The organism is Aquabacterium sp., assembly GCF_030652515.1.
GTDB lineage: Bacteria > Pseudomonadota > Gammaproteobacteria > Burkholderiales > Burkholderiaceae_C > Aquabacterium.
In genome coordinates this window covers 40,841-66,419 of the sequence record NZ_JAUSAR010000080.1, presented here as the reverse complement: position 1 = coordinate 66,419, position 25,579 = coordinate 40,841, and the positions used below count along the sequence as shown (strand labels likewise).

Sequence of the window (25,579 nt, the reverse complement as noted above, 5' to 3'; positions counted from 1 at the left end):
CTGCTACCAGGCCAGCGATGTCGACGAACTCGACAATGGCCGGCACGATGCGCTCGGGCTTGACGATGTCCGACAGGCTGCCCAGGCGCGGCTCGGGCAGTTCAACGATGCCCACATTGGGCTCGATGGTGCAGAACGGGTCGTTCTCGGCGGCGATGCCGGCCTTGGTCAGCGCGTTGAAGAGGGTGGACTTGCCGACGTTTGGCAGACCCACGATGCCGCATTTGAGGCTCATGGACGTTCCTGGACTGGAGGGTGGATAACCCCCTATTTTACCGGCGATCGTGGGCGTTCGGGCTCAGTCTGACTGTGTCGCCCAATATCCAACTTCTTCCAGAAGCTGCTGGCGGTCGACCGGCTTGGTCAGCACATGGTTCATGCCCGCGTTCAGGCAGGCGCTGCGGTCTTCCGAGAAAGCATTGGCGGTCAGGCCCAGCACCGGCACATCCAGCGCAGCAGCACCGGCTTCGCCCATGCGAACACGGCGGGTGGCCTCCAGGCCGTCCATGCCGGGCATGCGCCAGTCCATCAGCACGACATTGGGCGTGTGCTGGCGCAAAAAGGCCAAAGCCGCCGGGCCGGTGTCGGCCGTGAACACGGTGGCCCCGGCCGCGCGGAGCACTTCGGCGGCCAGCATGCTGTTGACGGGGTCGTCGTCCACCACCAGCACCTCGGTGCCATTCAGATCGGGCCGGCCCAAAACCCGGCGTGCAGGCACGCGGGCGTCGTCGGCCAGCACCGCCAGCGGCAGATCGATGTCGATGCGGGTGCCCTGGCGCTCACGGCTGTTCACATTGATGGTGCCATGCATCAGGCCCACCAGTTCTTGAGTGATGGTCAGGCCCAGGCCCACGCCGCCATTGGTGCGGGTGCTGTTGGTGTCCGCCTGGAAAAAGGCCTCGAACACGCGCGATTGCTCGGACTGGGACATGCCTTGCCCGGTGTCACTGACCGACAGCCGCACGCCCGCCACCCCATCCAGGGCCTTGGCCGGGCTGGGCCCCATGCTGAGCGACACATGCCCCCGGTCGGTGAACTTGATGGCATTGGCCAGCAGGTTGATCAGCACCTGCGTCAGCCGCAACTCGTCGCCCATTCGGTTCAGGGCCAGGCTGGGACTGACATGGCGCCGCAACTCCAGGCCCTTGACCGTGGCCTGGGGTGAGACGGCCGACAGCGCCTTGTCCGCGATCGCCGACAAGTCGAGGGGGGCCAGCACGGGCTCCACCTTGCCCGACTCGATGCGAGAGAGCTCCAGCACCTGGTCGATCAAGGTCAGCAAGTGCTGGCCGCTGCTGTGGATGGTCTGGATCAGCAATGCATCACGCGGGTCGCGGGCGCGCTCGGGGTGGTCGGCCAGCAGGTCGGCCGAGACCAGCATGGCGTGCAATGGCGTGCGCAGTTCATGGCTCATCACGGCCAGGAAGCGGCTTTTGGCCAAGGAGGCCGTTTCCGCCGTGTCCCGGGCCTGGGCCAGCTCTGAGGTGCGCTCCTGCACCCAGGCATTCAGCGCATCACGCGCATCGGTGGGGCCGTGGGGATCGCCCGCCACCACCAGGCTCACGCCATGCTTGAGCCTCGTCACGCTCAGCAGGCTGACCAGGAAGGTGATCTGCATCAACACGCCATTGACCACCAAGGACCTGACCACGCCGGACCAGACCTGGTCTTGCGCCCCGACTTCCAGCACCCAGGCCGGGATGGCCACCAGCGCCAGCAGCGCGATCGACAGGCTGACCGCCCAGCGCCAGGGCCAGGCAATGTGCATCAGCAGCGCCACCACGGGCATCCACTGGAAATTGGTGGCGATCCAGTAGGGGGAAGCCGGTTGCTGGTTGAAGATCAGGACGCTGAGTGAGCCGATCACGAAATAAAGGCACACGCCCGCCACCACCACGCGCTGCGTGAACATCAGCGATTGCGGATTGCGCCGCAGCAGGGCCCACATCCACAGCAGCAACAGTGCCAGCACCGGTTGGGCCCAACGATCGTGAGGCGTGCTGATGCCCGCCATCAACTCACTGCCCCAGACCAGCAGGCAGGCGACCGCTGCGATGAGGTAAAACCCCAGCGCTGTTTTTCTTTCAATCAGAGACAAAAACCGGTCGCGGCGCAATTCACCCGGCGGTTCAGGCTGTTTCACTTGATCCAATGCGTATCCCTGTTCATCGGTCAAAAAATGTCACTTACCCGACACTTGATGTTGACTTGATGTATCGCCCATTGGATTACCTAGAATCCCTAGATGACGATCAAAAAATTCGACGTGTGTGTCAGCGGTTCGGGCGCTGTGGCCCGCAGCCTTGCTTTGGCGTTGTCCAGCAACGGCTGGCGTGTGGCCTGGGCATGTGCTGAACAACAAGGCGGTCAGGCCAAGGCGGAGGATATTCGAACCTACGCCCTGAATTCCCGCTCTGTCGCATTATTGGAGCGGCTGCGCATCTGGCCAGGGCTGCAAGCGGCGTCCACGCCGGTGCACGACATGCAGATTCGGGGCGATGGGCGCGGGCACCTGGCTTTCTCGGCCTGGCAGCAATGCGTGTCGGAGCTGGCCTGGATCGTGGACGCGGCCGCCCTGGAGCGATTGCTGGGCGAAGCGTTGAAGTTCGCCCCGCATGTCACGGTGGTGCCGCCCCTGGGGGAAGGGGGGCAGCCTGTGGATGCCGACCTGCTGGCCATTTGCGAAGGCAAGCACTCTGTCACCCGCGCGGCCCTGGGGGTGGACTTCACGAAGGCGGACTATGGCCATTGGGGCGTGGCCGCGCGCTTGAACAGCAGCCAGCCTCACCAGGGCGTGGCCCGCCAGTGGTTTCGCTCGCCCGATGTGCTGGCCTTGCTGCCGTTCCATGATCCTGTGCCCGGATCGTCCTATGGCCTGGTGTGGTCTTTGCCCCAGGCCCGGGCCCAGGAGGTCATGGCCTTGGCCCCGGCCGAGTTCGAAGCTGCCTTGCGGCAAGCACTTGACGAGGTCGATCCTGGTGCATCCGCCATCGTGGGCCCTTTGTCCTTGACGTCTCACGTGGCGGCCTGGCCCTTGGCCCTGGCCCAGGCCGAGCGCTGGAGCGGCCCCGGCTGGGTCTTGCTGGGCGATGCCGCGCACCAGGTTCACCCCTTGGCCGGCCAGGGGCTCAATTTGGGGCTGGCCGATGTCGATACCCTGGTGTCCACACTGACCGCATCGCGCCAGCTGGAGCCTTGGCGCACCGCTGGCGACGAGCGTTTGCTGCGGCGTTATGCTCGGCGGCGCGAGTTGCCCACCCGCGCCATGGCCGGGGTCACCGATGGCTTGCTGCGCCTTTTTGCCGATGAGCGTGCACCATTGAGGGAACTTCGCAACACCGGCATGGCTCTGTTAGATCAAATGTCTCCTGTCAAACGCTGGCTGGTCAGCCGCGCGCTTGATGCCTGAATCCAAATAAGGTTGCCGTCATGAATCGCCTCTCTGTTTTCAAATCCCCCCTGAAGGCCCTCCTGGGGGCCGGTCTTGTGCTGTTGGCCTCATCCACGTGGGCAGGCGAGTTGTCGCCCGCCCAACTGGCGCAGCTCAAGCAGAAACTGACTCAAAACCTGCCTGATTTCCCGCCCATCGATTCGGCTCAAACCACGCCCATGTCGGGCTTGATCGAGCTGCGCTCCGGCAACAACATCATTTACACCGATCCCAAGGGCGAGTTCATCATCCAGGGCAATCTGGTGGAGACCAAAACCCAGCGCAACCTGACCGAAGAGCGCATGGACGAGATCAACCAGATTGATTTCGCCAGCTTGCCACTCAAGGATGCCATCGTCTGGAAGAACGGCAATGGCAAGCGCCGCCTGGTGGTGTTTGCCGATGCCAACTGCGGCTATTGCAAGCGCCTTGAAAAAGACCTGCAGCAGGTCAAAGATGTGACCGTCTACACCTTCGTGGTCGCCATCCTGGGCGACGACTCCAAGATCAAGGCCAACAACATCTGGTGCGTGAAAGACCGCACGCAGGCCTACCGCGACTGGATGCTCTCCAACACCGAGCCGGCCAAGGCCTTTGGCATGTGCGCCACGCCAACGCAACGCAACAACGCACTGGCCCAGAAGCTGCGCGTGAATGGCACGCCGTCCATGTTCTTTGAAGATGGCACGCGCCTGCCTTCCGCCGCGCCCGTCAATGTGATCGAGCAGCGCCTGACCAAGGCCGCGGCCAAGGTGGGCAGCGCTTCCTGATCCTGTTTCATTGGCTCAGCAGGTCAGGGGCCTGCTCAGGGGCCCGCTCCATCTGCAGGTCCATGTAAGTCTTGTCGTTCGCCCGAACCAGGATGCGCACCGGGAGGTACTGCAGCCCGGGCGCGAACCAGATCTCCACCGGCAAAACACCGCCTTCGGTGGACATCTTGCGGGGCTTGACGTGGAAGGTGGGGATCTTGCCAACAGGCGTGTCCAGCATTTGCTCGCCGATCACATCGTAGGCAATGGTCTCCAGGCGCTTGGGCAAGGCCAGCGGGATGTAGATGGTGTTGCCTGGGCGCAGCAGGTCGGGCTGCATGATGAACTGGTAGGACAGTTGGATGAACTGGCTGGCCGCGTCTTGCATGCCGGGTGTGCGCTGCAGTTTCTCGCCTGAATCCAGCACCACATCCTCATCGTTGAAGACCACCGTGCGTGGCGGCGATGTTTTGATCAGCAAGCGATTGACCTGTTCAAAGCGCTTGGGGGACAAGCCCTCTGGCGTGATGGCACCTGCACTGATCAGGTTCCATGAGCCAATCGGCGCAAAGCTGGGCCCGATGGTGGTGTCCACGCGAACCTGGTAGTCCGTGCCTTGCCGAACCCACTCCACCCTGGCGTTGCCATGCACATCACCACGGAAGTAACCGCGAACCTGGTAGCTGACCCGGGTGGCCAAGGGCCAGACAAAGGGCGGGCCCGAGGTGCTGGGGGCGCTGGCCGAGTTCACCACGGGCGCGGGCTCGGAGGCTGCAAGCTCGGGGGCACTGCTGGCCTCGGCCACGGTGACTGCCGACTCCGAGGGCTCAGGAGCACTGGCACTTTCCTGCGGAGGTGGCGGTGCGGGCTCGGGGGCCGAAGTGGTCGGGGCAGGTGGTTTGGGTGGGCGTTTGCTGGTGGTTTTGCGGGAGGTCCGTGGCTTGGTGGGTGAGGGCGCGGCCACGGGCGGATCGCTGAGCTTGAGCTCGCTCATGGTCGTGGCTTCCATCCGCTTGATGGCCGAGGTGTTGCTGGGCTGCATGTCGTTCAACAGCGCGGCCATCGACCATGTCAGCCAGGCGTGCAAGCCCATCACCCCGAGGATGATGAGGAACAACAACCACCAGCGACGCGAACCTGCCTGCAACATGCTCAGTCTTTAAGCCATTGATGCCGTCGTTGTGCCGTGCTGGCATCCAGGTTTTCGGCCAGTGCCAGGGCGATGATCTCGCCGCTGGCGCCTTTGGGGCCAGTCGCAGGTTTGACAGGCACGAGCGCTGGCACCGTGAGTGTCAGCATGGCCTGGTCCCGGCAGATCAGCAGTGCTTGCGCCTGTTGTTCGTTGTGCCACGCGGCCAGGTCATCGTTTTTGCGCAGGCGCCACCCGTCCAGAGCGATCAGCTCATCCGCGGCGCTCAAGCCAGCGCTTTCGGCCACGCTGTGGCGCATCACGGCCTGAACCTTGAGGCTGCCCGTCGCATCACTGAGCCGCACCCCGAGCCGCTGGGCCAGGGCGGCGGGTTTGCTGACCCAGGTCACGCCGGTCGTGCTCAACAAGGATTTCAGGGGCAGTTCGTCGGTGCCATGCACCCAAATCTGCAGCAGGTCGGCCCACGAGCGGGCGGCGGTCCAGCCGGGGGGGCCGCCTGGCGCTTCATCTTGCAGCGCCTGGACGATGTCGGCCTCCTGAATGGGCCGTTGCAGTTGCCACAAGCGCAGCATCACGCCATCCAGCGATGGCACGTTCTTGCCATCTGCAAGGCATTGGCGCAGGCTCAGGTCCAGGCACAAGCCCACCAGCGATCCCTTGGTGTAGTAGCTCACCGTGGCGTTGGCGGTGTTCTCGTCGGGGCGGTAGTAGCGCGTCCAGGCGTCGAAACTGGCCTGGGCCACGCTGTGGCTGTGCCGCCCCGGCGTGGCCTGCACCTGGTTGATGGTCTTGGCCAGCAGCCGGACGTAGGTCTTGGCGTCGATCAGGCCGGTGCGTAGCAAGAACTGGTCGTCGTAGTAAGACGTGAAGCCCTCGAAGAACCAGAGCAGCTGCGTGTAGTTCTCTTGCGTGTAGTCATACGGCGCGAACTCGGCTGGCTTGAGCCGTTTGACGTTCCAGGTGTGGAAGTACTCGTGGCTGATCAAGCCCAGCAGGGTTTGATAGGCGTCGGTGTTGACGGGCCGGCCAGTGCGGGGCAGGTCGCGGCGCGCACAGATCAGGGCCGTGCTGTTGCGGTGCTCCAGGCCACCATAGCCGTCATCCACGGCGTTGAGCATGAACACATAGCGGTCAAAGGCTGGCTTGCGGCGGCCGTGCCAGAAAGCGATCTGGGCCTCGCAGATGCGTTGGGTGTCGGCCAGCAGCCGTGGACCATCCAGGTCGGCACTGGCCCCGGAGACCACGAACTCGTGGACCACGCCCTTGGCCGTGAAGGTGCCGCGCCAGAAGGTGCCCAGCTCGACCGGGTGGTCCACCAGGCTGTCGTAATCAGGGGCCAGGTAGTCGCCCAGGCCTTGCGCGTTGACCTTCACGGGGGGCAGCCCGGTTGCCACGCTCCAGCCTTTGGGCAGCCCGGTGATCTTCACGCGTTGCGCCTGGTCTTCAAAACCCTCTGCCTTCAGGAACACGCTGGTGCCATTGAAAAAGCCCCGCCGCGAGTCCAGAAAAGCCGCCCGCACCGAAGTGTCAAACGCGTAGACCTCGTAGGTGACCGTCAAGGCGCCTTTGCCGGGGCAATCGATCACCCAGCTGGATTTGTCCAACTGCTGGACTTCCAGTGCGCGTTGGCCTTGCTGCGCCGACAGTGGCGACAAGTGCCTGGCGAACTCGCGCACCAGGTAGCTCCCGGGTATCCACACCGGCAAGCTCAAGCGCTGCCTGGCCTGCGGCTGAGCGATGCGCAAGGTGACCAAAAAACGATGGGCGTGGGCGCTGCCCACCTCAATGCGGTAGTTGATCATGGGTGCGGTTTTCAAAGTGAGCTCAAAGTTGGGCGGCGGCCAGGAAGCAGCTCAGGCTGGCCACCACGGTGAGCCTGAAACGCAGCTTGAGCCAACCCGCCGCGCCCAGTTCCGGGTAGCACTTGCGGTCCACCAGGTAGCAGCCGATCAACAGGCCGCCCAGCGCCGCCAGGCCGGCATGGGGCGGCATCATCAAAGCCACCCAGGCCGCCAGTGAATAGACCACGCCCCAGATCAACCCCAGCTTCTGCGCTGGCGAAACGGGCCGGTCATAACCTTGTTGCAGCATGCTCAATCCCCAAGGCAGGCCGCCCAGGAAGGACACGACCAGGGCTGCGTAGCTGGTGAAGGCGCTCACCACGAAGGCAAAAGGCTGAGGGTCGATGCGGCCCACCAGCAGCCACACGAACAGGGCGCCGCCCACGAAGGGGATCAGCCCGGCGTGCCCCAGCTTGCGGGCCAGCTCGTTGGGTTCGGCCAGGCCGGGGTGGGGCGATGGCATGGTGGATGAGGTTGAAGGCGTGTTCATGGGTGGCAGCAAGTACTCGGCATTGTGGCAAGAAGCGCGGTGCCCGGCAGGTGGTTCAAGCCGACAGCCAGGCAAAGACTGTCGGGATGTCGTCCGGCAACGTCAGTGCATGCTTTTGCCAATGGCTGACGCGTTGTGTGCGGCTCCAGCCTTTTTCCAGCGTCAGCCCACAGCTCACGCTCAACCAGGTGTCCGGCTGCAGGTGCTTGGTCAAGGCGGACCACAGCGCGGTGTTCCGGTAGGGCGTCTCGATCACCAGCTGTGTCTGGCGTGCGCGGCGAGACAACTGATCCAGTTCGCGGATGCGGTCGCCACGTTGAATCGCATCCACCGGCAGGTAGCCGACGAAGGCGAAGCTTTGGCCGTTCAGGCCACTGGCGGCCAGCGCCAACACCAGGGAGCTGGGGCCCGAAATCGGCACCACCGTCACGCCCAGGCGGTGCGCGGCCAGGACCAAGGCTGCGCCCGGGTCGGCCACGCCTGGCAAACCGGCCTCTGACATCAATCCGATGTCTTGGCCCGCCAAGGCGGGTGCCAGCAAGGCGTCGATCTCGGCATCCGGATTAGGGGCCGGCTTCTCGCTGGGCTTCATGTGGGTTTTCTTGGCGCTTTTCTCGCCGCCCTTGTTGGGGCGAGGCAAAACCTGGATGTCCAGGGCCTGCAAAGGCGCGGTCAAGGGCACGATGGCATCCACCCGCTTGAGGAAAGCGCGCGTGGTCTTGGCGTTCTCGCACACCCAGTGCTGCAAGCGTGCCGCCGCGTTCAGCGCGCCCATGGGCAGCACATCACGCAGGTCGGGCAGGACCGCATCGGGCCCCTCGGCCAGGCAGCCAAAGTCCAGGGTATTGGGGATCAGCAGCAGGCGCCCTTTGGGGCTGGCGGCGGTGTCGGTTTTGGGTTTGGTGGTCATGGTTGTGGGTGATGCATGGCGCGCCAGGCCAGGGGATCCAGCCCCGCTTGTCGAATCATCTGGGTGGTGGGGATCAGCGGCAGGCCGATCAGGGCAGTGGGGTCGTCCGACTCGATGCGGTCCAGCAGCACGATGCCCAACCCTTCGGATTTGGCGCTGCCGGCGCAGTCGTAAGGCTGTTCACACCGCAGGTAGGTTTCGATGTCCTGGTCGCTGTAGTGGCCCATCTGTACGCGGGTGGTGCTCATCAGCGTTTGCGAAAAACCGTTGTGGGGCCGAACAACGGCCACCGCGGTGTGAAAAAGCACCGCTTGGCCACGCATGGCCGTCAATTGAGCCACGGCGCGTTCATGGGTGCCAGGCTTGCCCAAGGGCTGGCCTGCCAGATCGGCGACCTGGTCGGAGCCGATCACCACCACGTCGTCGGTGTTCAGTGCCGCGACCGCTAACGCTTTGGCCAAGGCCAGGCGCATGGCCAGGTCGGCTGGGGCTTCGCCAAGCCGGGGGCTTTCATCCACATCGGGCGCTTGCACGTCGAAGGGCAGGCCCAGCCTTTGCAGCAGCTCTTGCCGGTAACGCGAGGTGGAGCCCAGGATCAGGCGGGGGAAAGCGGGTGAGGTCATCCCTCTATTGTCCAGCCTCTACACTACCCGCCATGAATGCACGCACGTTTTTGCCCCACAAGCTCGACTTGGGGGCTTTCATCAATGAAGAGTCGCGACTGGAAGGGCAGTTGCCCGTGGTTGCTTTGAGCCGCCTGGCTTCCGGCCTGGCGCAAGACCTGGATTTGGCTCCCCTTGAGCCCTTGACTTGGTGGGCCGAAGGCCGCCTGGAACCGCAGCGTGTGGGCGGCCCCCAGTTGTGGCTGGATTTGCACGCCGAGGGCAATTTGCCCTGGGAATGCCAGCGCTGCCTGCAGCCCGTGTTCATCCCGGTCACCGTGGACCACACGGTTCGCTTTGTGGCGGATGAGGCCATGGCCGCCGAGCTGGACGCGGATTCTGACGACGACGTGCTCGCCATCAGTCGCCAATTCGACCTGCTGGCCTTGATCGAGGACGAATTGATCATGGCCCAGCCCATCGTTCCTCGGCACGATGAATGTCCCACCGACGTGCAAGCCCTGATGCAATCCGGCCTGGTGGCGCCCGACGGCACGCCGGTGGCTGAAACGCCGGACGAAGAATCCGCCGCAGACAAGCCCAATCCTTTCGCGGTATTGGCTTCCCTGAAAAAGGGCAGTACCTGATTTGAATTGTTGGGCACTCTCGTGCTAGAATCTATGGTTTTCCGGGAAAGGCCCCGGGATTTATACAATTTGTCAACACTTCGCAGGCTAAAAACGACTGGCGCGGCAGGTATCAAGTCAATTGATATGGCGCGCTGTAAAAGTCGGTGAGAGCTTGCACTCAACGGGCCGTGAGGCTCGGTTTCTGGAGTCATCCATGGCCGTTCAGCAAAACAAAAAGTCCCCCTCCAAGCGCGGCATGCACCGTTCGCACAACGCGCTGAACACCCCGGGCACCGCCGTCGAAAGCACCACCGGCGAAATCCACCTGCGTCACCACATCAGCCCTACCGGCTTTTACCGTGGCCGCAAGGTGCTCAAGACCAAGGCTGACGCTTAATCCTTGATCGAGCCTGGCCCTGTGCTGGGTTCCTTCAGATTTCGTCAAGAAGCAAGGGCTGGATAGGCTGACACTGGTCAGTCCTCCGGCCCATTGTTGTTTTGGGCTCGCTGAGCAATACCCCCACCCAAGACCCACCCGATGACTGTTTCGACCCTTTCCACCTCGGCCTCCAGCCGTGCTGCCATTCCGGATCGCCAAGGTCGTGTCCGAATCTCGGTCGACTGCATGGGCGGCGATCATGGCCCGTCGGTCACCTTGCCTGCGTGCAAGGCTTTTCTGGCCAAGCACCCCGAGGCCGAGCTGGTGTTGGTCGGTTTGCCCGAAGCCCTGGCGCCTGCCAAGGATTGGGAGCGTGTCACCCTGGTGCAGGCCAGTGAGGTCGTCTCCATGGACGATCCGGTGGAAGTGGCCCTGCGCCGCAAAAAAGATTCATCGCTGCGCGTGGCTGTCACGCAGGTCAAGGCGACGGCCGATGCACCGGCCAATGCGCACGCTTGCGTGTCAGCGGGCAACACCGGGGCCTTGATGGCCGTGGCGCGCTATGTGCTCAAAACAGTCGAGGGCATTGACCGCCCGGCGATCGCCTTTGGCCTGCCCAACCAGCTGGATGGCTCGACCACGGTGCTCGATTTGGGCGCCAATGTGGACTGCACGGCCGAGCATCTGCTGCAATTCGCGGTCATGGGCAGCGCGCTGGTGTCGGCCGTGGATGGCAAGGAAGCGCCCACCGTGGGCTTGCTCAACATCGGCGAAGAAGTCATCAAGGGCAGTGAAGTCATCAAGCGCGCTGGCGAATTGCTGCGCGATGCGGGCGACAAGGGCCTGATCAACTTCCAGGGCAATGTCGAAGGCAATGACATTTTCAAAGGCACGACCGACATCGTCGTTTGCGATGGTTTCGTGGGCAATGTGGCGCTCAAATCGGCCGAAGGGCTGGCGTCCATGCTGGCCAATTTCATCAAGCAAGAGTTCTCGCGCAATCTGCTGACCAAATTGGTGGCCTTGATCGCCATGCCGGTGCTCAACCAGTTCAAAAAACGGGCCGATCACCGCCGCTACAACGGCGCGGCTTTGCTGGGTTTGCGTGGCCTGGTGTTCAAAAGCCATGGTTCTGCCGATGCCTTTGCATTCGAGCTGGCCATCAACAGGGCCTATGATGCGGCTCGTCACAGCCTTTTGGAGCGTGTACATGACCGCATTGCGGCATCGCTCGATGGTTTGCCGGTTGCAGATGCGGCCGATTCAACCAATCCAGAAGGCACGTCGGCGGCTGTTGGATCGGCGGGTGCGGTTGACCGCGCTGCCTGATCCTTCGAGCCGTGCCCAAAGGGCACCGAGGTGTTTTAACCAGCACCGCGTTGCCCCCCTGAAATGCCCATCAAGCACTCACGCATAGCCGGTACTGGCGCTCACCTGCCGCCACGACGACTCACCAACCAGGACTTGGCCAATCAGCTGGCCAGTCAGGGCATCGAAACCTCCGACGAATGGATCGTGTCTCGCACGGGCATCCGTGCGCGCCACTTCGCTGAGCCGCATGTCGGCTCCAGCGACCTGGGTGTGCTGGCGGCGCAGAAAGCGTTGCAAGCGGCGGGCATCGAGGCGGCTGACATCGATCTGATCATCTGTGCCACGTCCACACCCGACATGGTGTTCCCGTCCACCGCCTGCCTCATTCAGCAAAAGCTCGGCATCCGAGGTTGCGCGGCGTTTGACGTGCAGGCCGTGTGCTCTGGCTTCATCTACGCCTTGACGGTGGCCGACGCCCTGATCCGCACCGGTTCCGCGCGCCGGGCGCTCGTGATCGGCGCCGAAGTGTTCTCCCGCCTGCTGGATTTCAGCGACCGCACCACCTGTGTGCTGTTTGGCGATGGGGCGGGTGCCGTGGTGCTGGAGGCCTCCGAGCAGGCCGGCATCGTGGCATCGCGCCTGCATGCCGATGGGCAGCAGGCACACATGCTGTGGGCGCCTGGTACGGTGTCCGGCGGTGCGATTCTGGGCGATCCCACGGTCAAAATGGATGGCCCCGGTGTTTTCAAGTTGGCCGTGACCGTGCTGGAGCAGGTGGCCAATGAGGTGCTGCAAGCCGCTGGCCGCGATGCCTCCTGCATCGACTGGCTGGTGCCGCACCAGGCCAACTTGCGCATCATGCAAAGCACGGCGCGCAAGCTGCAAGTTTCAGACGATAGGATGATCGTCACGCTCGATGAGCACGGCAATACCTCGGCGGCGTCCGTTCCGCTGGCGCTGGACCAGGCGGTGCGAGATGGCCGCATCCAGCGAGGCCAGACCCTGCTGCTGGAAGGCGTGGGTGGTGGCTTCACCTGGGGCGCCGTGTTGGTGGACTATTGATTTTCAGCAGTAAGGAAGTAAATCACATGACCTCATTCGCATTCGTGTTTCCAGGCCAAGGCTCGCAGTCGGTGGGCATGCTCAATGGCTGGGCGGATCACCCCGCCGTGCGTGACACCCTGGCCGAGTCTTCCGAGGCCTTGGGCGAAGACGTGGGTCGATTGATCGCCGAAGGCCCCAAAGAGGCCTTGGACATGACCGCGAACACTCAACCCGCGATGCTCATCGCTGACGTGGCCTGCTGGCGCGCCTGGCTGGCCGAGACCGGTTTGAAGCCTGCCGCCGTGGCGGGGCATTCCCTGGGCGAGTACGCGGCCCTGGTGGCCGCAGGCGCCTTGACCCTGGCCGAAGCCTTGCCCCTGGTGCGCTTCCGTGCTCAGGCGATGCAGGAAGCCGTGCCCGTGGGTTTGGGCAGCATGGCCGCCATCCTTGGCCTGGATGCCGAAGCCGTCAAGGCCGGATGCCTTGAAGCGGCCCAAGCCAGCGGTGAAGTGGTTGAGGCCGTGAATTTCAACGATCCCAAGCAAACCGTGATTGCCGGCACCAAAGCCGGTGTGGATCAGGCTTGCGTGGTGCTCAAGGCGGCGGGTGCCAAGCGTGCGTTGCTGTTGTCGGTGTCGGCCCCGTTCCATTCCAGCTTGATGAGGCCTGCCGCTGAACGGCTCAAGGCCAAACTGGCGGACACGACCTTTTCCCTGCCTTCCATCCCCGTCATCAACAACATCGACGTGGCCTCGGTCACGCAGGCTGATGAACTGCGAGATGCCCTGTATCGTCAGGCTTTTGGTCCTGTGCGCTGGGTAGAAACCATCCAGGCGCTCAAGGTCCGCGGCTTGACCCACGTGATCGAATGCGGCCCCGGCAAAGTTTTGTCCGGCATGGTCAAGCGCATTGACGGCGAACTGATCACCACCACCATTTTTGACCCGGCATCCTTGCTGGAAGCGAAAGGCCTGTTGACATGAGCGGCGAATCAACCCCCCAAGTGGCCCTGGTCACCGGCGCCAGCCGTGGCATTGGTCGCGCCATCGCCGTGACCCTGGCTCAGCGTGGCTACAAAGTCATGGGCACGGCCACGACCGAAGCCGGTGCGCAGTCCATCAGCGAGGCGCTGAGCGCGTTCCCGGGCAGCCAAGGCCTCGTCCTGAACGTGACGGATGCTGCTGCGGTAGACACTGCCATCGACGCCATCCTGAAAGAGCACGGTGCATTGCACGTGCTGGTCAACAACGCCGGCATCACGCGGGATACTCTGGCCATGCGCATGAAGGATGACGACTGGGATGCCGTGCTCGACACCAACCTCAAGGCCGTTTTCCGCATGAGCCGCGCGGTCATGCGCCCCATGATGAAGCAACGCCATGGCCGCATCATCAACATCACGTCGGTGGTGGGCGCGATGGGCAATGGTGGCCAATCCAACTATGCTGCGGCCAAAGCGGGCGTGGCGGGCATGACCCGGGCCCTGGCGCGCGAGTTGGGCAGCCGCAACATCACGGTCAACTGCGTGGCTCCCGGTTTCATCGACACCGACATGACCCGCGCGCTGACCGACGAACAGCAAGCTACATTGAAGGCCCAGATCCCATTGGGGCGCCTGGGCCAACCTGAAGACATTGCCGAGGCGGTGGCCTTTCTGGCTTCGCCTCAAGCCGCTTACATCACCGGGACGGAGTTACACGTCAACGGTGGCATGTTGATGAATTGAGTTTTTACGGGGTTCTCAAATTCGTTTTTCGGGTTTGGCGGTTTGCGCCGCTAACCCGCTAAAATCCCCGGTTTATTTGCACCCACTCCTGGAGGAGTCATGAGCGATATCGAAGCACGCGTCAAGAAGATCATTGCCGAACAACTCGGTGTAGCCGAATCCGAAGTCACCCCTGAAAAAGCCTTCGTGGCCGATCTGGGCGCTGATTCGCTGGACACCGTTGAATTGGTGATGGCGCTCGAAGACGAGTTCGGCATCGAAATTCCCGATGAAGAAGCTGAAAAGATCACCACCGTTCAGCTGGCCATCGACTATGCCAAGGGCCACGCCAAGGCCTAAAATAACCACTTGTTGATCACTGAGGCCCTTCGGGGCCTTGGTTGTCTCTAACCCTCCTTTTTTTCCACACCCAGCATGACCCGTCGTCGCGTCGTTGTCACCGGCCTAGGCCTCGTCACCCCCGTTGGAAACACGGTCGATGAGTCCTGGTCGAATCTGATTGCTGGCAAGTCCGGCATTGACACCATCACCAAGTTCGACGCGTCGGCGTTTGCCTGCCGATTTGCAGGTGAGGTCAAGGGCTTCAACATCGAGGATTACATCCCCGCCAAAGAAGCCCGGCACATGGACACCTTCATCCACTATGGGCTGGCTGCCAGCATCCAGGCGGTCAAGGATTCCGGCCTGCCCATGGGCGAGGCATTGGCGCCTGAAGTGGCCGAGCGCATCGGCTGCATCGTGGGCTCCGGCATTGGTGGCTTGCCTTTGATCGAGGCCACGCATCAAGAGTACGCCGACCGCGGCCCCCGCAGAATCTCCCCATTTTTCGTCCCGGCCTCGATCATCAACATGATCTCGGGGCATGTGTCCATCCATTGCGGCTTCAAGGGCCCCAATCTGGCCATCGTCACGGCCTGCACCACCGGCCTGCACAGCATCGGCCAAGCCGCGCGCATGATCGAATACGGCGATGCCGACGTGATGGTGGCTGGCGGCTCCGAAGCCACGGTTTCGCCACTGGGCATTGGTGGTTTTGCCGCTGCCCGCGCCTTGTCAACCCGCAACGATGACCCGCAAACCGCCTCGCGCCCGTGGGACAAGGACCGCGACGGTTTCGTCCTCGGTGAAGGTGCCGGTGTGATGGTGGTTGAAGAATACGAGCACGCCAAAGCCCGTGGTGCCAGGATTTACGCCGAGATCAGCGGCTTTGGCATGAGCGCCGACGCGTACCACATGACCGCGCCCGATGTGGATGGCCCCACGCGTTCGATGATGGCCGCGCTGCGCAACGCCGGCCTCAACCCGGATCAGTTGCAATACCTCAACGCGCACGGCACCTCGACCCCGCTGGGCGATGCCAACGAAACCAACGCCATCAAACGCGCGTTTGGCGAGCATGCGAAAAACCTGGTGGTCAACTCCACCAAGTCCATGACCGGCCACTTGTTGGGCGGTGCGGGTGGCATCGAGTCGGTGTTCACGGTGTTGGCCATCCACCACCAGATCTCGCCCCCCACCATCAACATCTTCAACCAGGATCCTGAGTGCGACCTGGACTACTGCGCCAATACCGCGCGCGAGATGAAGATTGACGCGGCCCTGAAGAACAACTTCGGGTTTGGCGGCACCAACGGTTCGCTGGTGTTCAAGCGCGTCTGACACTGCTTGACCTTTGAGCGCCCGTTCCATGCCTTTCGCCGATGACATCGCCGGGGCAGGGCACGGGGGCTTTTTGCATCAGGGTTTGCTGGGATCGAGGGCGCAGTGGCAACTGCCGTTGGGCGTGGCCCAGGTGCCTGCCATTCGTTGGGCGGCCCGGGCATTGCTCCTACTCGCCACGGCCTTGTGGCTGGCATGGGCGTGGGCACTCTTTTCACAAGCCCGATCCGGTCAAGGATCCTGGCTTCCCGTGGTGATCGCATTGGCGGTGGGTGTGCCCTGGCTGATGATGACCTGGCACTCATGGCAAAGCCTGAGCATCAACCGGACGGTGACTTTGCATTGGGGTGGTTTGCCGCCTTTCCGTCCGGACAGGGCGCCTGCTGAAGTACCGCCCGGTTGGTCGGTGAAAGAGGCCCCAACAGCGGGCCAACAAACCGTTGCTGTGCATGTGGTTTTTGACCTGGGCGTTTGGGTCCTGGTCAAAATGGTTTCCTCGGGCCCAGAGAGCCAGATGACGTCGTGGTCATGGCTGGATGCCCGCATTTGTTTCAAAGGCAGCGCAGGGCACCACTTGCGGGCATTGCTGTTCAACGCGAGGGCCAATCAGGTCGGGGCGGAACAAGTGGTGGCATCATCCGGAAATCATCAACGTCAGTGGCCCAACTTGCTTTCATCATTCAACACCAACGACCAGGCGGGCGCCCAAGGCATGGCCGTGGCCGACAGTGACTTTGCCGAAACGGTGATCCTGCTTGAGTCTGAGCGCGCCGTTCAGCGGAGGATCCGTTCATGACGCCGCCGCGCCTGCCTTCGGAGCCTCCGGTGATGCCGGATCAGCCTGTGTCTGCCCAGGCTTTTGATCCCTTGGTTACCGTGGGGGTTGAAGGCCAGGACACCTGCCCGGTCACGCCCATCGTTGATGTGGACGCCTTGTTGGTCGAGCGCGTGCAACGCGGCGACCAGCGTGCCTTTGAGATGCTGGTGGTCAAGTACGAGCGCCGCATCCAGCGCCTGATTGCCCGCATGGTGCGCGACGTCGATCTGGTGGAAGACATCGCCCAGGAAACCTTCATCCGCGCCTACCGCGCCTTGCCCAATTTCCGTGGCGAAAGCGCTTTTTACACTTGGCTCTACCGCATCGCCGTCAACACCGCCAAAAAGGCGCTGATTGGTTTGCGCCGAGATCCATTGGTCACCGAATCATCGCGCGCAGGTTCTGGCGAAGACGATGACTCCGACACTTCCCGCGTCGAGAACGAACTCACCACCGGGGAAACCCCCGAATCCTTGATGGCCAGCCGCCAGATCGCCAACACGGTCAATGCCGCGATCGAGGCCTTGTCCGAAGACCTGCGCCAGGCCATCACCCTTCGTGAAATCGAGGGGCTCAGTTACGAAGAGATTGCCGAGGTGATGGGCTGTCCGATTGGCACGGTTCGGTCGCGCATTTTTCGCGCCCGGGATGCCATCGCGCAGCGCCTGCGTCCCCTGCTGGACACCAAAGACGGCGATCGTTGGTGAAGTTGAGTGAACTTTTTGTGAACTGGCGCCTCTGAATTGCCAGGATGGCCAAAATTCCTTGGCCTGATTTCAATGTCGACACGGAGCCCGCCTATGTCTGACCGTCGCATGGATGATGATTTGCCCTTCGAAGCGCTGTCGGCCTTGGCCGATGGCGAAGCTGACGTGGCCGAAGTCGCCCGCGCTTGTGCCTCGTGGCGTGATGACGCCAAGGTCCGCGCTCGCTGGAGCGACTACCACCTCATTGGTGACGTGATGCGCTCCGACGAGCTGGCCGATGCCTCCGGCAGTTCGCACTTCCTCAAATCATTCCGTGAGCGCTTGGTGCAAGAGCCCGTGGTGCTGGCGCCAGCCGGGCTGGTGGCGCGCCACCAGCCTTCTGTCGTGGACATTGGTGTGGCGGCCATGCCCCCCGCCGAGCCTTTGCGCCGACGCGTGTGGGCTGGCCCGATGGCCGTGGCGGCCTGCTTCGTGATGGTGGTGGGCGCTTTGGTGACCAACCAGGGCGGGTTACCACCGGGCTCGTCCTTGCCTGCCAACAGCCTGGCTCAAGGCACATTTCCTGCCGCTGACCGTACCCAAGCCTTTGCGCCATCCACCTCGATGGAAGCCACCTGGTCGGGCAATGGCGTGACTGCGGCCTCTTTGGCCGAGGGCGCGGCCTTTCCCTCCGCGATGGGCAATGATCCTGCGGCGGCGGGTGCGTCGGTTTGGCGTGATCCGCAGCTTGAGCAAGCACTTTCAGCTCGCCGTGTTCAAGGCCATGGCGAGCAGTCATTTGCTTCGCCCAATGGCTTGACGCGCAATGTGCTCTATGAAGCTCCCTGATCACCGCATTGTTTGTAATCCACCATTCTTGACGTGACGCCGCTGTGGTTTGCCCAAGCGGCGTTGCCGTTTGTGGCATTCATGATGGTGTGTGGCTTTACCAACAGAAACCATCGAATGGTGAACTGTCATCCGGTTGAGTGGCTCCAACGTTGATTCACCAGTTACTTGTTTTGCATTTGTGAGGTTTTCAGCAATGACATCTTCTTTCCAGCCCGGATCTTCCACCAGCTCCGTTGTGCGCCGCACCCTGGTGGTGGGCGGCGTCGTGATGGCGGTGGGCCTGTTATTGAGTTCCAGTTTGTTGCCCCACGCTTCTCAGGCGCAGCAGCCTGCAGGGGTGGTTGCCACGCCTCCCATCGCCGCGCCAGCCACATCGCCGCCGCCCTTGCTGGTCCAGGGCTTGCCTGACTTCACTCAACTGGTTGAGCGTGTGGGGCCGTCCGTGGCCAGTGTTCGCACCACGCAGCGCATTGCCGATTCTGGTGATGAAGATGCTGATGATGCCGATGCACAGATGCGCGAGTTTTTCCGCCGCTTTTTTGGCACGCCCATGCCAGGGCAAGGCCAGCGCAAAGGCAGCCCCAGGGCCACGCCCAGAGGTGATGGTGAGGAGCGTCCTCGTGGCTTGGGCTCTGGCTTCATCCTGAGCGCCGACGGTCTGGTCATGACCAATGCCCACGTCATTGAGGGTGCGGATGATGTCTATGTCACCCTGACCGACAAGCGTGAGTTCAAGGCCAAGGTGGTGGGCGCCGACAAGCGCACCGACGTGGCCGTGCTCAAGATCGAGGCCAAGAATCTGCCCGCGGTGCGCATCGGTGATGTGAGCCGCCTCAAGGTGGGTGAGTGGGTCATGGCCATCGGCACGCCGTTCGGCCTGGAGAACACGGTCACGGCCGGCATCGTCAGCGCCAAAGCGCGAGACACCGGCGAAGAGGTTCGCTTCATCCAGACCGATGTGGCAGTGAACCCTGGCAACTCCGGTGGCCCGCTGATCAACATGCGCGGCGAGGTGGTAGGCATCAACTCCCAGATCCTGAGCCGCTCTGGTGGCTTCATGGGCATCTCCTTGTCGATCCCCATCGACGATGCGGTGAAGGTCGCCGACCAGTTGCGCGCGGGTGGCAAGGTGGTGCGTGGCCGCATCGGTGTTCAGATCGAGCCGGTCACCAAAGAGGTGGCTGAATCCTTGGGCCTGAGCAAGGCGCAAGGTGCCGTGGTGCGCATGGTGGAGCCTGGTGGTCCTGCCGCCAAGGCTGGTCTGGAAGCTGGCGACATCATCACCAAGTTCAATGGTGTGGCGGTCGAGACCGCTGGTGACCTGCCCCGTTTGGTGGGTGGCACCAAGCCCGGCACCAAATCGGTCCTGCAAGTGTTCCGCCGTGGCGCCTACAAAGACCTGGGCATCACGGTGGTCGAGCTCGACCTTGAGAAGGCCGCCAAAGCTGCTGCTGGCGACAACGCACCGGCTGAGTCCAAACCCACGGCGGTGGCCTCGCTCGGCCTGGGCCTGACTGATCTGACGTCGGCTCAAAAAGCCGAGCTCAAGGTCAACGGTGGTGTGTTGGTGGAAGAGGTGGGTGGGCCCGCCGCACGCGCGGGGCTGCGCCCGGGTGACGTCATCCTGAGCGTGGGCAACACCCAGGTTGCCAATGTGCGGCAGTTCGAGGCGGCCTTGGCCAAATCAGAAAAGGGCCGTCCGGTGAATGTGCTGGTGCGCCGTGGCGATGGTGCTCAGTACGTGCTGATCCGCCCCAGCAAGTGATGAGCCTGCTTGACCGCCGAAAAGCCGACTGAACTGGTCCCGCAAGCGCCAAAAGGCCTTGCGGGATTTCTTATTGCAAAAAATACACGGACTTGTGGCACATCTTGCAAGTCTTTTTCTTGCGCAATTCCTGTTGATAACTTGGGTTGATCGCGTTGGAATCTGGCTACAATCCACCGGTTGAGCGCGCCATTGCTGATCGGGATATGAGAGGTCATCGCCGAATGACCGAACGGGTCCCCGAATCGCCGAACTTGTCAACAAGAGTCTGTGGATAACCTGTTGACAATGTCTTTGTTGGCGGCCTGCAACGACCCTTTGCCCGGCCGGGATGCGGTTCTGGATGGGGTCGTTTTGGCTACAATGAAGTCCCAACAAGCAGTTGCCATACGTTTTTGTTGGAAGGCGCGTCATCCATTTCGACGTGCCTTTTTTTTATGAATCACATCCGTAATTTCTCCATCATTGCCCACATCGACCACGGCAAATCCACCCTGGCCGATCGCATCATTCAGCTGTGTGGAGGCCTGAGCGACCGAGAGATGGAAGCCCAGGTGCTCGACTCGATGGACATCGAGAAAGAACGCGGCATCACCATCAAGGCTCAGACCGCCGCGTTGTCTTACAAGGCCCGAGATGGTCAGGTTTACAACCTCAACCTGATCGACACACCTGGACACGTTGACTTCTCTTATGAAGTCAGTCGTTCGCTGTCGGCTTGTGAGGGCGCGCTGTTGGTGGTCGATGCGAGCCAGGGCGTTGAAGCGCAAACGGTGGCCAACTGCTACACCGCGCTTGACCTGGGTGTCACCGTCATCCCCGTCTTGAACAAGATGGACTTGCCGCAGTCCGATCCTGAGCGCGCCAAGGAAGAGATCGAAGACGTCATCGGCATCGATGCCACCGATTCGATCCCGTGCTCTGCCAAGACCGGCATGGGTGTTGAAGACATCCTTGAAGCGGTGGTGGCCCGCATGCCGCCGCCCCAAGGCAATCCCGATTGCCCGCTGCGCGCCATGATCGTTGACTCGTGGTTCGACAACTACGTGGGCGTGGTCATGCTGGTGCGCGTGGTCGATGGTGAGTTGCGCAAGGGCGAACGCATTCGCCTGATGGCGGCCAATGCCGTGTACCCGGCTGAACACCTGGGTGTGTTCACGCCCAAGTCGATCGATCGCCCGGCCTTGCGTGCGGGCGAAGTGGGCTTCGTGATCTGCGGCATCAAGGAGTTGCAAAACGCCAAGGTCGGCGACACCATCACGGTCGAAAAGAAGCAGCCCAACAACGCGGGCCCGGCCACCGAGGCCTTGCCTGGTTTCAAGGAAATCCAGCCGCAGGTGTTTGCGGGCCTGTACCCCACTGAAGCCAGCGAATACGACCAACTGCGCGATGCGCTTGAAAAGCTCAAGCTCAACGATTCGTCGCTGCGCTATGAGCCTGAAGTGTCGCAAGCACTGGGCTTCGGCTTCCGATGCGGCTTCCTGGGCCTGCTCCACATGGAGATCGTGCAGGAACGCCTGGAGCGCGAGTTCGACCAGGACCTGATCACCACCGCGCCCAGCGTGGTCTACGAGGTTGAGTTGAACGACGGCACGATCGTCTCGGTCGAGAACCCTTCGAAGATGCCCGATCTGGGCCGCATCAAGGAGATCCGCGAGCCCATCGTCACGATGCACCTGTACATGCCGCAAGACTACGTCGGCGTGGTGATGACGCTGGCCAATCAGAAGCGGGGCGTGCAGCTCAACATGGCCTACCACGGTCGCCAGGTCATGCTCACGTACGAGATGCCGCTGGCCGAGATCGTGCTCGACTTCTTTGACAAGCTCAAGAGCGTGTCGCGCGGCTATGCATCGATGGACTACGACTTCAAGGAGTACCGTGCCTCCGACGTCGTCAAGGTCGATATCCTGATCAACGGCGACCGGGTCGATGCCCTGTCGATCATCGTGCACCGCGTGCAAAGCCAGTTCCGTGGTCGTGGCGTCGCCGCCAAAATGCGCGAACACATTCCGCGGCAGATGTACGACGTGGTCATCCAGGCAGCCATTGGCTCCAACATCATTGCGCGGGAGAACATCAAGGCGCTGCGCAAGAACGTGCTGGCAAAATGCTATGGCGGTGATATCAGCCGCAAACGCAAATTGCTCGAAAAACAAAAGGCCGGGAAGAAGCGGATGAAGCAGATTGGGTCGGTTGAAGTGCCCCAAGAAGCGTTCCTGGCCATCCTTCAAGTGGAAGATTGATGAGTTTCCTCACCGGTATTTTCTATGGCGCCCTGGCGGTCTACCTGGGTGGCTGGTACATAGGCCGATGGCAAGGCAACTTCTCGTTCCTGCTGTTCATCATGTCCGTCGTGACCATGCTGTACTGGCTGGCCGAGCGCTACAAGTTTCAACCTGAACGCGAAGCGGCTGCCGCCAATCTCGTGGCACAAGACGAAGCCCGCCGTGCGGAACTGAAGCGCCAAGGCATTGCCCAGGTCGATGGCAACGTGACCGAGGCCAAAGAGCGCCTGTTGATGCAGCCGTGGTGGCTGGATTGGACGGCTGGCTTGTTCCCGGTCATCGTGGTGGTTTTCTTGATGCGCTCGTTCCTGTTCGAGCCTTTCAAGATCCCATCAGGCTCCATGGTGCCAACCTTGCTGATCGGCGATCTCATCCTGGTCAACAAGTTCCACTACGGCATCCGCTTGCCGGTGATCAATAAAAAAATCATCGCCAACCACGATCCCAAGCGTGGCGATGTGATGGTGTTCCGTTACCCGGTCGATACTCGCCTGGATTACATCAAGCGGGTGGTGGGTTTGCCAGGTGACACGGTGGCCTACATCAACAAGCGCCTGACCATCAACGGCACACCCATCGAGCAAACGCCCCTGGCCGAGTTCTACGACGAGGACACGCTGCGCTATTTTCTGCAGTTTGCAGAAAACCTGAGCGGCACGAATCACAGGATCCTGGTGGACAAGGCGCGCCAGCCTGATATTCCAGATCAAGCCATTGAAGCGTATCCGTTCAAGGAAAACTGCAGCTACAGTGTTGAAGGCGTGGTTTGCAAGGTGCCGCCAGGCCATTACTTCATGATGGGCGACAACCGCGACAATTCACAAGATTCGCGCTTCTGGGGCTTTGTGCCTGACGAAAACATCGTCGGCAAGGCTTTCGTGGTGTGGATGAATTTCAGCAGTCTGAAGCGCATCGGCTTTTTCCAATGATTCGTGTGGGGGACAACATGAAACGTTCGCAGTCGGGCATCACATTGATCGGCTTGATGTTTTGGGCGGTGATTCTTTGCAGCTTCGCCTTGGTCATCATGAAGGTGGTGCCTGCCGTCATGGAATTCCAGACCATCCAGAAGATGGTGACCAGCGCGGCGGGCGCGGGCAGCACCGTGCCTGAAATCCGCGCGGCCTTTGACCGCGACAAATCCGTGCAATACAACGTCGAGGCCATCAGCTCGCGTGACCTGGAAGTCACCAAGGAAAACGACAAGATCGTGGTCAAGTTTGCCTACGACAAGGAAATCGAGTTGATCGAGCCCGTCTACCTCTTGATCAAATTCCACGGCCAATCCAAGTGATGGCGTCTGGCATTGATCGCGTGGGATTTTGATGCCCCGATCCACGACGGTGACCGCAGCGGCTTCCACGCCGCTGAGGGCCTTGCAGCAGCGGCTGGGCCATGACTTCAAGGATCCGGCCCTGTTGGCGCGGGCCCTGACCCACAAAAGCTTTGGGCAAGATCACTACGAACGCCTCGAGTTCCTGGGCGATGCCGTCCTGAACCTGGCGGTGTCCAGCATGCTGTACGCGCGGTTTGACCGCAGCGACGAAGGCGACCTGACTCGTGTGCGCGCGCACCTGGTTCGCCAGGACATGCTCCACAAACTGGCCGTGCACCTGGATCTGCCGGCGGTCATGAAAATGAGCGAGGGTGAGTCTCGTGGCGGTGGTGCTCAGCGGCCCTCCATCCTGGCGGATGCCCTGGAAGCCGTCATCGGTGCGGTCTACCTGGACGCTGGTTTCGAGACCGCGTCCACGCTGGTCCTGCGGCTGTTCGAGCCCGTGATGGCCGAAACCACCCTGGAAGTCTGGAGCAAGGACGCCAAAACGGCCTTGCAGGAATGGCTTCAAGGTCGCAAGATGGCCGTGCCTGTCTACCGCGTGGATGCCACACGGGGCAAGGCGCATGAGCAGGTGTTCGTGGTGGCTTGCGATTTGCCAGATTTTGGGATTTCGGTGCTGGGCGAGGGGCTGTCCAAGCGCGCTGCCGAACAGGTGGCGGCTCAACTGGCCTTGCTCCAGGTGCAGCAACTGCCTTCACCCTCGTCCACTGTGCTTGGCCAGCCAGGCGCGGGCGTCGCGCTTTCCAAAGCGCCATCGAAGAAGCGCACCGTTGCTGCCAAACGTTCTTGATTTTTGATTTTTCTTTTGCGATCTTTGACTCACACCATGTCCGACACACCTTCGTCACCAGATGACACTTCGCCCGAGGCTCCTGCCCAGGCCCCAACGACACAACCGGTGGTTGATGCGTTGAACCCGTCACTGGATGACATGCTGGCTGGGCTGGCCATGGCCAAAACGGGCGGCGCCAAGGCGGGTGTGGATGTGAGTCACCAACGCTGCGGCCTGATCGCCATCATCGGGCGCCCCAATGTGGGCAAATCGACCTTGCTCAACGCCCTGGTCGGCCAGAAGGTGTCGATCACCTCGCGCAAGGCGCAGACCACCCGCCACCGCATCACCGGCATCCACACCGACGACACGACCCAGTTCGTGTTCGTGGACACGCCCGGCTTTCAAACCCGGCACACGGTCAAGGGCACGGCCGCGCTCAACCGCAACCTGAACAAAACCGTGCAGGCCACGCTGGCCGATGTGGATGTGGTGCTGTTCCTGGTCGAAGCCGGGCGTTTTGGCCTGGACGATGCCAAGGTGCTGGCCTTGTGCCCCAAGGACAAGCCCGTTTTCCTGGTGGCCAACAAGCTGGACCTGGTGCACCGCCGTGCTGATGTCTTGCCCTGGCTGCAAACCATGCAGGAGCGCCACCCCTTCGCTGAGTTTGTGCCGCTGTCTGCCCAAAGCCCGGACGATGTTCGCCGGCTGCTGGAGATCGTGCGGCCCTACCTGCCACAACAGGGCTGGTGGTATGACCAGGATGCCCTGACCGACCGCACCGACCGTTTCCTGGCCAGCGAGATCGTGCGCGAAAAGCTTTTCCGCCTGACTGGTGACGAGCTGCCTTACACCTCGACCGTGGTGATCGACACCTACACCGACGAGCCGCCGCTGGCCAATCACCCGCGCGCCACCGGCATCATCAAGATCGCCGCCACCATCGTGGTCGAGCGCGATACCCACAAGGGCATTGTCATTGGCGACAAAGGCGAGCGCCTCAAGCGCATCGGCATGGAGGCGCGCACCGAGCTGGAACACCTGTGGGGCCGCAAGGTCTTCCTGGAGATCTGGGTCAAGGTGCGTTCCGGCTGGGCCGATGACGACGCCCGCCTGCGCACTTACGGCTACGAATAAAGC

Annotated in this window: 26 protein-coding genes; 19 read left to right on the top strand and 7 right to left on the bottom strand. The window is 62.1% G+C overall.

Translation table 11 applies throughout. The annotated features are described in order from the left end of the window. A partial coding sequence (locus Q7V20_RS10590) for a GTPase (protein WP_304790351.1) occupies positions 1 to 235 on the bottom strand: 235 nt, incomplete at its 3' end. 63 nt (positions 236 to 298) lie between these two features. Continuing rightward, a complete protein-coding gene (locus tag Q7V20_RS10585) occupies positions 299 to 2,143 on the bottom strand; it encodes a response regulator (RefSeq protein WP_304790348.1) in 1,845 nt (614 codons plus the stop codon). A gap of 102 nt (positions 2,144 to 2,245) precedes the next feature. On the opposite strand from Q7V20_RS10585, the gene Q7V20_RS10580 reads away from it, so the two are divergent. Then, positions 2,246 to 3,409, top strand: a complete 1,164-nt coding sequence (locus Q7V20_RS10580) for an FAD-dependent monooxygenase (RefSeq protein ID WP_370652451.1) — start codon at positions 2,246 to 2,248, stop codon at positions 3,407 to 3,409. A gap of 20 nt (positions 3,410 to 3,429) precedes the next feature. Further along, entirely contained in the window at positions 3,430 to 4,200 is a 771-nt protein-coding gene (locus Q7V20_RS10575) for a DsbC family protein (protein ID WP_304790346.1), read from the top strand. Positions 4,201 to 4,207: 7 nt separating this feature from the next. On the opposite strand, the gene Q7V20_RS10570 is transcribed toward Q7V20_RS10575, so the two are convergent. From Q7V20_RS10570 to Q7V20_RS10550, 5 genes are read right to left on the bottom strand one after another with little or no spacing between them, the layout of a single operon-like run. Beyond that, positions 4,208 to 5,329 (bottom strand): DUF3108 domain-containing protein, encoded by a 1,122-nt coding sequence (locus Q7V20_RS10570; RefSeq protein WP_304790343.1) that lies wholly within the window; start codon positions 5,327 to 5,329, stop codon positions 4,208 to 4,210. A gap of 2 nt (positions 5,330 to 5,331) precedes the next feature. Further along, entirely contained in the window at positions 5,332 to 7,146 is a 1,815-nt protein-coding gene (locus Q7V20_RS10565) for a M61 family metallopeptidase (RefSeq protein ID WP_370652450.1), read from the bottom strand. A 7-nt stretch (positions 7,147 to 7,153) separates the two neighbouring features. Beyond that, the gene (locus tag Q7V20_RS10560) at positions 7,154 to 7,660 is read right to left on the bottom strand and encodes a DUF3429 domain-containing protein (protein WP_304790341.1); all 507 of its coding nucleotides are present in this window, start codon (positions 7,658 to 7,660) and stop codon (positions 7,154 to 7,156) included. Positions 7,661 to 7,715: 55 nt separating this feature from the next. Continuing rightward, positions 7,716 to 8,570: an SAM-dependent methyltransferase gene (locus Q7V20_RS10555; RefSeq protein ID WP_304790338.1), complete on the bottom strand. Its 855-nt coding sequence runs from the start codon at positions 8,568 to 8,570 to the stop codon at positions 7,716 to 7,718. Next, positions 8,567 to 9,193 carry a Maf family nucleotide pyrophosphatase gene (locus Q7V20_RS10550; protein WP_304790336.1) on the bottom strand — a complete coding sequence of 209 codons (627 nt, stop codon included), beginning with the start codon at positions 9,191 to 9,193 and terminating at the stop codon, positions 8,567 to 8,569. Before Q7V20_RS10550 ends, Q7V20_RS10555 begins: the two co-directional genes overlap by 4 nt. Positions 9,194 to 9,225: 32 nt before the next feature. Here Q7V20_RS10550 and Q7V20_RS10545 point away from each other — a divergent pair, with 32 nt between their 5' ends. From Q7V20_RS10545 to era, 17 genes are all read left to right on the top strand, one after another. Continuing rightward, complete coding sequence (locus Q7V20_RS10545; RefSeq protein WP_304790333.1) at positions 9,226 to 9,819, top strand: DUF177 domain-containing protein; 594 nt, start codon at positions 9,226 to 9,228, stop codon at positions 9,817 to 9,819. Between the two features lie 196 nt (positions 9,820 to 10,015). Then, a complete protein-coding gene (gene rpmF / locus Q7V20_RS10540; RefSeq protein ID WP_230181541.1) occupies positions 10,016 to 10,198 on the top strand; it encodes a 50S ribosomal protein L32 in 183 nt (60 codons plus the stop codon). A gap of 141 nt (positions 10,199 to 10,339) precedes the next feature. Then, complete coding sequence (plsX, locus tag Q7V20_RS10535; RefSeq protein ID WP_304790328.1) at positions 10,340 to 11,509, top strand: phosphate acyltransferase PlsX; 1,170 nt, start codon at positions 10,340 to 10,342, stop codon at positions 11,507 to 11,509. 63 nt (positions 11,510 to 11,572) lie between these two features. Next, positions 11,573 to 12,553 (top strand): beta-ketoacyl-ACP synthase III, encoded by a 981-nt coding sequence (locus Q7V20_RS10530; protein WP_304790326.1) that lies wholly within the window; start codon positions 11,573 to 11,575, stop codon positions 12,551 to 12,553. A gap of 26 nt (positions 12,554 to 12,579) precedes the next feature. Beyond that, positions 12,580 to 13,518 (top strand): ACP S-malonyltransferase, encoded by a 939-nt coding sequence (gene fabD, locus Q7V20_RS10525; RefSeq protein ID WP_304790323.1) that lies wholly within the window; start codon positions 12,580 to 12,582, stop codon positions 13,516 to 13,518. Continuing rightward, positions 13,515 to 14,261: a 3-oxoacyl-ACP reductase FabG gene (gene fabG / locus Q7V20_RS10520; protein ID WP_304790320.1), complete on the top strand. Its 747-nt coding sequence runs from the start codon at positions 13,515 to 13,517 to the stop codon at positions 14,259 to 14,261. Before fabD ends, fabG begins: the two co-directional genes overlap by 4 nt. A gap of 99 nt (positions 14,262 to 14,360) precedes the next feature. Continuing rightward, on the top strand, positions 14,361 to 14,600 hold the full coding sequence (acpP, locus tag Q7V20_RS10515) for an acyl carrier protein (protein WP_230181537.1): 240 nt from the start codon (positions 14,361 to 14,363) through the stop codon (positions 14,598 to 14,600). 75 nt (positions 14,601 to 14,675) lie between these two features. Next, complete coding sequence (gene fabF / locus Q7V20_RS10510) at positions 14,676 to 15,920, top strand: beta-ketoacyl-ACP synthase II (RefSeq protein ID WP_304790313.1); 1,245 nt, start codon at positions 14,676 to 14,678, stop codon at positions 15,918 to 15,920. A gap of 28 nt (positions 15,921 to 15,948) precedes the next feature. Beyond that, positions 15,949 to 16,716: a hypothetical protein gene (locus tag Q7V20_RS10505; protein ID WP_304790310.1), complete on the top strand. Its 768-nt coding sequence runs from the start codon at positions 15,949 to 15,951 to the stop codon at positions 16,714 to 16,716. Further along, a complete protein-coding gene (rpoE, locus tag Q7V20_RS10500) occupies positions 16,713 to 17,444 on the top strand; it encodes an RNA polymerase sigma factor RpoE (RefSeq protein WP_304790307.1) in 732 nt (243 codons plus the stop codon). The genes Q7V20_RS10505 and rpoE overlap by 4 nt, the downstream gene beginning before the upstream one ends. Before the next feature lie 93 nt (positions 17,445 to 17,537). Next, complete coding sequence (locus tag Q7V20_RS10495) at positions 17,538 to 18,272, top strand: sigma-E factor negative regulatory protein (protein WP_304790304.1); 735 nt, start codon at positions 17,538 to 17,540, stop codon at positions 18,270 to 18,272. Between the two features lie 196 nt (positions 18,273 to 18,468). Next, positions 18,469 to 20,040: a DegQ family serine endoprotease gene (locus Q7V20_RS10490; protein WP_370652449.1), complete on the top strand. Its 1,572-nt coding sequence runs from the start codon at positions 18,469 to 18,471 to the stop codon at positions 20,038 to 20,040. A 437-nt stretch (positions 20,041 to 20,477) separates the two neighbouring features. Then, a complete protein-coding gene (gene lepA / locus Q7V20_RS10485) occupies positions 20,478 to 22,286 on the top strand; it encodes a translation elongation factor 4 (RefSeq protein ID WP_304790302.1) in 1,809 nt (602 codons plus the stop codon). Continuing rightward, the gene (lepB, locus tag Q7V20_RS10480) at positions 22,286 to 23,257 is read left to right on the top strand and encodes a signal peptidase I (RefSeq protein ID WP_304790299.1); all 972 of its coding nucleotides are present in this window, start codon (positions 22,286 to 22,288) and stop codon (positions 23,255 to 23,257) included. The genes lepA and lepB overlap by 1 nt, the downstream gene beginning before the upstream one ends. Positions 23,258 to 23,274: 17 nt before the next feature. Next, positions 23,275 to 23,622, top strand: coding sequence for a DUF4845 domain-containing protein (locus tag Q7V20_RS10475; RefSeq protein ID WP_304790295.1), 348 nt, complete (start codon positions 23,275 to 23,277; stop codon positions 23,620 to 23,622). 31 nt (positions 23,623 to 23,653) lie between these two features. Then, complete coding sequence (gene rnc / locus Q7V20_RS10470) at positions 23,654 to 24,457, top strand: ribonuclease III (protein WP_304790293.1); 804 nt, start codon at positions 23,654 to 23,656, stop codon at positions 24,455 to 24,457. A gap of 36 nt (positions 24,458 to 24,493) precedes the next feature. Beyond that, on the top strand, positions 24,494 to 25,576 hold the full coding sequence (gene era, locus Q7V20_RS10465; protein WP_370652448.1) for a GTPase Era: 1,083 nt from the start codon (positions 24,494 to 24,496) through the stop codon (positions 25,574 to 25,576). Positions 25,577 to 25,579 lie beyond the last annotated feature (3 nt).

What these genes read in the sequence shown, in the direction of transcription:
- Q7V20_RS10580 (WP_370652451.1), top strand. Translation starts at nt 2,246, where the DNA reads ATGACGATCAAAAAATTCGACGTGTGTGTCAGCGGTTCGGGCGCTGTG.
- Q7V20_RS10575 (WP_304790346.1), top strand. Translation starts at nt 3,430, where the DNA reads ATGAATCGCCTCTCTGTTTTCAAATCCCCCCTGAAGGCCCTCCTGGGG.
- Q7V20_RS10570 (WP_304790343.1), bottom strand. Translation starts at nt 5,329, where the DNA reads ATGTTGCAGGCAGGTTCGCGTCGCTGGTGGTTGTTGTTCCTCATCATC.
- Q7V20_RS10560 (WP_304790341.1), bottom strand. Translation starts at nt 7,660, where the DNA reads ATGAACACGCCTTCAACCTCATCCACCATGCCATCGCCCCACCCCGGC.
- Q7V20_RS10555 (WP_304790338.1), bottom strand. Translation starts at nt 8,570, where the DNA reads ATGACCACCAAACCCAAAACCGACACCGCCGCCAGCCCCAAAGGGCGC.
- Q7V20_RS10550 (WP_304790336.1), bottom strand. Translation starts at nt 9,193, where the DNA reads ATGACCTCACCCGCTTTCCCCCGCCTGATCCTGGGCTCCACCTCGCGT.
- Q7V20_RS10545 (WP_304790333.1), top strand. Translation starts at nt 9,226, where the DNA reads ATGAATGCACGCACGTTTTTGCCCCACAAGCTCGACTTGGGGGCTTTC.
- rpmF (WP_230181541.1), top strand. Translation starts at nt 10,016, where the DNA reads ATGGCCGTTCAGCAAAACAAAAAGTCCCCCTCCAAGCGCGGCATGCAC.
- plsX (WP_304790328.1), top strand. Translation starts at nt 10,340, where the DNA reads ATGACTGTTTCGACCCTTTCCACCTCGGCCTCCAGCCGTGCTGCCATT.
- Q7V20_RS10530 (WP_304790326.1), top strand. Translation starts at nt 11,573, where the DNA reads ATGCCCATCAAGCACTCACGCATAGCCGGTACTGGCGCTCACCTGCCG.
- fabD (WP_304790323.1), top strand. Translation starts at nt 12,580, where the DNA reads ATGACCTCATTCGCATTCGTGTTTCCAGGCCAAGGCTCGCAGTCGGTG.
- fabG (WP_304790320.1), top strand. Translation starts at nt 13,515, where the DNA reads ATGAGCGGCGAATCAACCCCCCAAGTGGCCCTGGTCACCGGCGCCAGC.
- acpP (WP_230181537.1), top strand. Translation starts at nt 14,361, where the DNA reads ATGAGCGATATCGAAGCACGCGTCAAGAAGATCATTGCCGAACAACTC.
- fabF (WP_304790313.1), top strand. Translation starts at nt 14,676, where the DNA reads ATGACCCGTCGTCGCGTCGTTGTCACCGGCCTAGGCCTCGTCACCCCC.
- Q7V20_RS10505 (WP_304790310.1), top strand. Translation starts at nt 15,949, where the DNA reads ATGCCTTTCGCCGATGACATCGCCGGGGCAGGGCACGGGGGCTTTTTG.
- rpoE (WP_304790307.1), top strand. Translation starts at nt 16,713, where the DNA reads ATGACGCCGCCGCGCCTGCCTTCGGAGCCTCCGGTGATGCCGGATCAG.
- Q7V20_RS10495 (WP_304790304.1), top strand. Translation starts at nt 17,538, where the DNA reads ATGTCTGACCGTCGCATGGATGATGATTTGCCCTTCGAAGCGCTGTCG.
- Q7V20_RS10490 (WP_370652449.1), top strand. Translation starts at nt 18,469, where the DNA reads ATGACATCTTCTTTCCAGCCCGGATCTTCCACCAGCTCCGTTGTGCGC.
- lepA (WP_304790302.1), top strand. Translation starts at nt 20,478, where the DNA reads ATGAATCACATCCGTAATTTCTCCATCATTGCCCACATCGACCACGGC.
- lepB (WP_304790299.1), top strand. Translation starts at nt 22,286, where the DNA reads ATGAGTTTCCTCACCGGTATTTTCTATGGCGCCCTGGCGGTCTACCTG.
- Q7V20_RS10475 (WP_304790295.1), top strand. Translation starts at nt 23,275, where the DNA reads ATGAAACGTTCGCAGTCGGGCATCACATTGATCGGCTTGATGTTTTGG.
- rnc (WP_304790293.1), top strand. Translation starts at nt 23,654, where the DNA reads ATGCCCCGATCCACGACGGTGACCGCAGCGGCTTCCACGCCGCTGAGG.
- era (WP_370652448.1), top strand. Translation starts at nt 24,494, where the DNA reads ATGTCCGACACACCTTCGTCACCAGATGACACTTCGCCCGAGGCTCCT.